6 protein-coding genes are annotated in these 4898 nt (G+C 47.7%); all 6 read left to right on the forward strand.

The genetic code is table 11. The features are described 5' to 3' along the window. Window positions 1–97 precede the first annotated feature (97 nt). Window positions 98–769, forward strand: a complete 672-nt coding sequence (locus tag AC1WIP_RS11280; RefSeq protein ID WP_481141918.1) for an InlB B-repeat-containing protein — start codon at window positions 98–100, stop codon at window positions 767–769. Window positions 770–830: 61 nt separating this feature from the next. Further along, complete coding sequence (locus AC1WIP_RS11285) at window positions 831–1316, forward strand: cytidylate kinase-like family protein (protein WP_481141919.1); 486 nt, start codon at window positions 831–833, stop codon at window positions 1314–1316. Between the two features lie 588 nt (window positions 1317–1904). Further along, a complete protein-coding gene (locus tag AC1WIP_RS11290; protein WP_481141920.1) occupies window positions 1905–2948 on the forward strand; it encodes a response regulator in 1044 nt (347 codons plus the stop codon). A gap of 13 nt (window positions 2949–2961) precedes the next feature. Further along, entirely contained in the window at window positions 2962–3246 is a 285-nt protein-coding gene (locus AC1WIP_RS11295) for a hypothetical protein (RefSeq protein WP_481141921.1), read from the forward strand. 79 nt (window positions 3247–3325) lie between these two features. Then, window positions 3326–3817 (forward strand): DegV family protein, encoded by a 492-nt coding sequence (locus AC1WIP_RS11300; RefSeq protein WP_481141922.1) that lies wholly within the window; start codon window positions 3326–3328, stop codon window positions 3815–3817. Between the two features lie 135 nt (window positions 3818–3952). Next, the coding region (locus AC1WIP_RS11305) for a Tm-1-like ATP-binding domain-containing protein (RefSeq protein WP_481141923.1) at window positions 3953–4898 on the forward strand (946 nt) is incomplete at its 3' end.

Genomic DNA, 4898 nt, shown 5'->3' on the forward strand with positions numbered 1-4898 from the left:
ATTGATATGAGAAAGTATTTGGTGCGCAAATAATTTTATAACAAGCAGGGTAAGAACACGGGAAAAGCTTAAGGACAACAGATCAGGAGACAGCGTCATGGAAAATCAGCACACGCAGGAAAACCTGCAGACGGAGGAAAATCAGGAAAATCTGCAGACGGAAGAAAGCCAGCGGAGGGAAGAACCGCAAAGCAGCCAAAGGCCCAGAGGGAAATGGTTCGGCAGAGGAATTTACGGCAGTAAGGATGTGCCGATCCGCATACTGGACGGCCTGATCGGAGTGCTGGCAGGCGCTGCCCTGATTCTGATCATCTATTTTACCATAAACGGAGGCTTTCAAATTACCTTTGACACCCAGGGAGGCAGCCAGGTGGCGGCACAGAAGCTCAGATATGGACAGCTGGTGTCAAAACCGGAGGAGCCTTACAAGCCGGGCTATGATTTTCAGGGCTGGTATGGGCAGATAGAAGGAGAGGAAACGGCCTGGAGCTTTGAAAGTGAAAAGGTCACTGGAGACATTACCCTTTATGCCAGATGGACCCCGGCCCAGATCACGGTAAAGTTTGACTTAAACGGCGGTGTTTCCCAGGAGGGCTCGGATGTGCTTGCGCCCATGGAGGTGACCTTTGGGGAGACCTATGGGGAGCTTCCTGTTGTGTCAAAACAGGGAAGCACCTTCTTGGGCTGGGAATACGACGGAAAAGTCATTACCTCCGACACCATCGTACAGATGACAGGCGAGCATGTGCTTACAGCGGTATGGGAATAAAAAGGGAATTGCAAAATCAATTCTTTTATCATACAATAGGAAGCACAAAGGAGGGATTCCTATGAATTTAGTGATTACCATGAGCCGCAGGTTTGGAACAGGCGCCAGCCTGATCGCAAAGGAGCTTTCTGAAAAGCTGAATGTGCCCGTGTATGATAAGGCCTATATTGAGCATGAACTTGAGGGGGACAGCTTTGCCTCTGAGGCGGAGGTGATAAAGGAGCTGGCGGGACACCCTTGTATTATTTTGGGCCGCTGTGCTTCTGAAATTCTGAAAGATCAGCCCAATGTATTTAACATTTATGTCAGCGCGGATAAGGAGGACCGGATTCACCGGATTATGAAGAAAGAATCGCTGCCCTATGAGGAGGCTAAGGCCCTGATTGAGAAAAACGACAGGGACCGGGCCGACTATTACTATGAAAATACCGGCAAGGTCTGGGGCGATGTGAATAATTACCACATGATTCTGGATACCTCCAGACTGGGAATAGAAAACTGCGCCGGGATTCTTTTGAAATATTTTGAACGGGTAGAGATTATTTAAGATATTATCATATGGGAGACTTTGGGACCTCCAAAGGGAAATACAGGAAAGTATGGATTCTAAAAAGAAATAGGATTCATACTTTCTTTTTTTCTCAGGCGGAGTATTTTAAATGTTCCATTTTCCAAAATTTAGTTAGCAATATAATGTGAAGTGTGATAAAATGCTTTTATTATATGCCGCGCAGGCGGCAAAATAAGAAATGGAGCCACGAGAGTAATCATATGGAGCAGAAAAACAGCAAGGCATTGTCTGTAATACAAGTATTGTTTTATTTGGCGATGGCGGGAATCTTTACCATGGTCCTGGACGCAGGGAAGGGCTTTCCTGGGAAGCATTTTTTGCACAGTATCTGCAGGCCCTTGAGGCTGCGGGAAAGCGTTCCGGTAAGGGAGGACAAAAGACGGAGGCGCAGACGCAGGAGGAGGAAAAGAAAGGGGAGCAGGTAAGCGGCACCATGAAGCAGATCGAAGAGATAGAGAAGCTGTGTGTGCAGGGGGGCCTTGAAAGAGGGGCTGGAAAAAATATTGGAAGGGCTGGAACGTGGGGAATGAAGCGCAGATGAGAGGGGAAAAGGAAGGTGTATTTATGAAGAAAAGCATATTAATTGTAGATGACGACAAGAGCAACCTGATTATGGCCCAGAAGCTTCTGGATGAGCAGTATCGTGTGGCGGCAGTAAATTCGGGAATGCTTGCTTTGGAATATCTGGAGAGAAATCGTCCTGACCTGATTCTTTTGGATATTCAGATGCCCCAGATGAACGGCTTTGAGGTAATGAAAAAGATACAGAAATCTCAGGAATGGAAAAAAATACCGGTGATTTTTCTTACGGCGGACAGAGACCCTGAGACAGAGGAAAACTGTTTTCTGCTGGGGGCAATGGATTATATCGGAAAGCCTTTTGTTCCCACCATTATGCTTATGAGGATAAAGCACACACTGGAGCTGGAAAGTAACGGGAGGTCTTTGGAAAAAATGGTGCAGCAGCAGCTGCAGCAGATCACACAGATCCAGCAGGATATTATTTTTATGATGGCAAACCTGATCGAAAGCAGGGACGGCACCACCGGTGATCATGTAAAGCGTACCAGCATTTTTGCCCATATGCTGGCCAGGAAAATGAAAAATCAGGGAATTTACGCAGATGTGATTACAGAGGAATATGTGGAGTATATGCGTAAGGCAGCGCCCCTCCATGATATCGGAAAGATAATGGTTTCAGATGTGATACTGCAAAAGCCGGGGGCTCTCACAGATCAGGAGTATGAGCGGATGAAGATGCACGCAGCCGAGGGAGGAAGGCTGATTCGGGAAAATATGAAAAATATGGTGGATCAGGAGTTTGTGAGAATTTCCGGCAACATGGCCAATTATCATCATGAAAAATGGGCGGGAGGAGGGTATCCGGAAAACCGCAGGGGCGAAGAAATCCCCCTGGAGGCAAGGATACTGGCAGTGGCAGATGTGTTTGACGCTCTGGCCTTCAAGCGTCAGTATAAGGAAAAAATGCCTCTTGATCAGGTGTTTGAGATTATGAGACGGGAGAGAGGAAAGAGCTTTGAGCCGGTGATCCTAGACGCCTTTCTGGAAATGGAAGAGGAATTGAGACGGCTGATAGAAATTTTGTAGAGGGAAGCGGAGGATGAGTAAGACAAAGAAGGAAGAGCGCATACTCAAAAAATTGAAAATAGACGCGAGCCGCCTGGACATACGGATATTCAGAATAATGTGCTTGTTTATTGCGGCGGTGGCGCTTTTCATGTGTATTTTAGATTTGTCCGTAAAATCCTATGCCATGGCGGCTGCTACAGGGGGAATTATGGTATGGATGGCGTCTCTTTTGCTGATATCCCTGTTTCATGCAAGTATTTTTCTGCTGATCAAAGGAATGCTGGCGGCAATGGCATTTTTTTGGCCTATTTTTTGATTACCGGCGGAGAAATAGTTGTCCTTACACGGAGACTTTCCTGATCAGACTTCCTATTTTGTATCTGGTGGAAACCATTATGTGTGCAGGAAGCCACTATCGCATTGTAGTATATCGCTGGAGGCAGGAGGAGCTTGCAGATTTGCGTGAGAGAGTGTCCAGCAGCTTTGTGGTAAGCTCCACGGAAGCTCTTTTCAGGAGCGGAAGAATCGGAAGGGGCATCCATTGCCTGTGCGGACTATTTTCCCTGCATCCTGTTTTAAGCCTGGGACACAGTAAAATGTTTTCCACAAGAATCTGCATAGGAGGCCGCAAAAGCTTTGCCAGGCAGTATCTGCGGAGAGCCTTTCGCAGGAGGAAAAAAATAGACCCGGAGCTTGTCTTTGTGATTACCGCAGGATGCTCCTATGAGTTTCAGGAATTTTTGGTGAATCAGGTGAGAACCATCCTGCCTTGGAGAAAAACACAGCATAAGAACCGTCTAAATGCTGGAGGAATAAAAAAATATTGGAGGACGCTTCACTTTTTCAAGGTGGGGCGTCTTTTTTGCGGGTCTGCCAAAAAAGAGTGAGGGATGTCAAAGGAATCGCCAAATGTACAGAATGCTCGTGGAATTGGGCAAAAAGATCGGGGATATAGGCATGGGCTTTTCCATTATCGGCTGTTATGATAAAAGCAGCTAGAAATCTATGGAAAGGAGAGAAAAATGAAAACGGTAGGCATCATAGGAACCTTTGACACCAAGGGCAGAGAATTTCTTTATCTCAAGAATTTGATAGAAGCCCGGGGGCTGCAAACGCTGTGTGTTGACGTGGGAGTGTTTGAACCAATGTTTCAGCCGGATATAAGCAGTAAAGAGGTGGCGGCGGCAGCAGGTGCAGACATACATATACTGGCCCAGAGGCGGGACAGGGCAGAAGCTGCGCGGGTACTGTCAAAGGGATTGGAAACGCTGCTTCCAGAGCTTTACAGACAGGGAAAGCTGCACGGAGTTTTGTCTGCAGGAGGCTCAGGCGGCACTTCCCTGGCAACGCCGGCCATGCGCGCGCTGCCCATTGGAGTGCCAAAGGTTATGATTTCCACCATGGCATCGGGAAATGTCACTCAGTATGTGGGAACCAGCGATATTATCATGATCCCGTCCATTGTGGATGTGGAGGGGCTGAATCACATTTCAAAAACAATTTTCAGCAATGCAGCCAATGCAGTCTGCGGTATGCTCAATTATCAACAGGAGATTGCAGAGGATGAGAAACCCCTGCTGGCAGCTACCATGTTTGGAGTCACAACAGCCTGTATCAAAACCGCCAAGGCATATCTGGAAGGTAAGGGATATGAGGTTTTGGTTTTCCACGCCACAGGAACAGGGGGAAGGGTGATGGAGGCCCTGATTGACCAAGGCTATATCAAAGGGGTGTTGGATATTACCACCACCGAATGGTGCGATGAGGTTGTAGGAGGAGTGCTTTCCGCAGGTCCCCATCGGCTGGAGGCTGCAGGAAGGGCAGGCATTCCCCAGGTGGTATCTGTAGGGGCCCTGGATATGGTAAATTTTGGACCCTGGGATACGGTGCCAAAGCCCTTTAGAGAGAGAAATTTATACAGGCATAATCCCACGGTAACCCTGATGCGCACCACCCCGGGGGAAGAGA

Source organism: Acetatifactor sp. (assembly GCF_982438285.1).

Excerpts from the sequence above, each read along its gene's own strand:
- AC1WIP_RS11280 (WP_481141918.1), top strand. The coding sequence starts at position 98 with ATGGAAAATCAGCACACGCAGGAAAACCTGCAGACGGAGGAAAATCAG.
- AC1WIP_RS11285 (WP_481141919.1), top strand. The coding sequence starts at position 831 with ATGAATTTAGTGATTACCATGAGCCGCAGGTTTGGAACAGGCGCCAGC.
- AC1WIP_RS11300 (WP_481141922.1), top strand. The coding sequence starts at position 3,326 with ATGTGTGCAGGAAGCCACTATCGCATTGTAGTATATCGCTGGAGGCAG.
- AC1WIP_RS11290 (WP_481141920.1), top strand. The coding sequence starts at position 1,905 with ATGAAGAAAAGCATATTAATTGTAGATGACGACAAGAGCAACCTGATT.
- AC1WIP_RS11295 (WP_481141921.1), top strand. The coding sequence starts at position 2,962 with ATGAGTAAGACAAAGAAGGAAGAGCGCATACTCAAAAAATTGAAAATA.